We start from the raw sequence: 1286 nt of genomic DNA on the forward strand, positions 1-1286 counted from the left end.
ACGGGTATTAGATAACCAAACTTTGATTTCACCTGACTCACCCATACCGACTATTAAGTATGGTTTTATTTCCTTAAATACTTCACCTGTTGATAACGTAAAATAAGGGAGAGATTTAGCTAACTGATAACCTTTTTTGTCTATTGCCACTTCACCAAAGTAAATTCTATTTTCTGACTTATCTAACCATTCAACCGCGACTTTTTCTGGGAATTTTTGATCGTATACACTTACTGTCGCTCTTGTTTCACCATAGCAGCACTCAATCGCCCCTGACGGTATTCCCCATTCATCATCAAATACCACAGAGCGCCCCCAAATTGCATTGCCACTTTCGGTGCCGACACCTGCAACCATGTAATCAATTGTTCCTGTTGACGAGCATCCTACAGCGAATAATATTAAAGCGAGTGTGATAAGTAATTTTATGAGCTTGTCCATAATCTATATCCATTTATTAGTTGTGATTGCCATTGCTCACTCTTTTCATCTTGTTCTGGCTGATTGTAAAAAGGCGTTTAAAACTGGTCATTTATTCTCACGCCACTGTGCTTGCCCAGAGCCTAGTTCGTGTAATACACGGCCTGTAAATCCCGCTGAACGGGTATTAGATAACCAAACTTTGATTTCACCTGACTCACCCATACCGACTATTAAATACGGTTTTACATCTTTAAAAACCTTACCTGTGTGCGCTGTGTATGAAGGTAAATTTTTAGCTAACCTATAACCTTTTTTGTCTATTGCCACTTCACCAAAGTAAATTCTATTTTCTGACTTATCTAACCATTCAACGGCTACTTTTTCTGGGAATTTTTGATTGTAAACACTCACAGTACCACCAGCTTGTGCGTAACAACATTCTATTGCACCGGAAGGAATACCCCACTCATCATCAAATACCACAGAGCGCCCCCAAATTGCATTGCCATTTTCGGTGCCGACACCTGCGACCATGTAATCAATTTTACCTGTTGACGAGCAACCTATTACAAATAATGTTAAAGCGAGTGTGGTGAGACATTTTACGAGCTTGTCCATAATCTATATCCATTTATTAGTTGTGACTGCCATTGTACACTTGCTTCAGCCTGTTCTGGCTGATTGTAAAAAAGCTCACGTTGTTGGTTTTTGCTGGTGAATTCAGCGTCTTCTTCAGGACCATGAGCAATCGCATCAATCGTTGCTGAATATTTAACACTGTGGTGGATGTAATCTTTATATAAAGCCTGCCAGGCATCACTTTGTGGGCCAAAGCTGCGGGCGCTATCAACCAGTGTTTTAAG

Annotated in this window: 2 protein-coding genes and 1 pseudogene; all 3 read right to left on the reverse strand. The window is 40.3% G+C overall.

Features of this window, described 5'->3' with window-relative positions:
- Positions 1-441: DUF2931 family protein (locus H5186_RS22485; protein WP_182795039.1), on the reverse strand; the 441-nt coding region annotated here is incomplete at its 3' end.
- Between the two features lie 87 nt (positions 442-528).
- Positions 529-1041 (reverse strand): DUF2931 family protein, encoded by a 513-nt coding sequence (locus H5186_RS22490; protein ID WP_182719698.1) that lies wholly within the window; start codon positions 1039-1041, stop codon positions 529-531.
- Positions 1026-1286, reverse strand: a pseudogene (locus H5186_RS22495) (DUF2235 domain-containing protein); the annotation flags it as partial. The gene H5186_RS22490 and the pseudogene H5186_RS22495, both read right to left, overlap by 16 nt.

Source organism: Pseudoalteromonas sp. SG41-2, from assembly GCF_014164535.1.
Classification (GTDB): domain Bacteria; phylum Pseudomonadota; class Gammaproteobacteria; order Enterobacterales; family Alteromonadaceae; genus Pseudoalteromonas; species Pseudoalteromonas rhizosphaerae.

Coding starts and splice junctions, on each gene's coding strand:
- H5186_RS22490 (WP_182719698.1), bottom strand. CDS start 1,041: ATGGACAAGCTCGTAAAATGTCTCACCACACTCGCTTTAACATTATTT.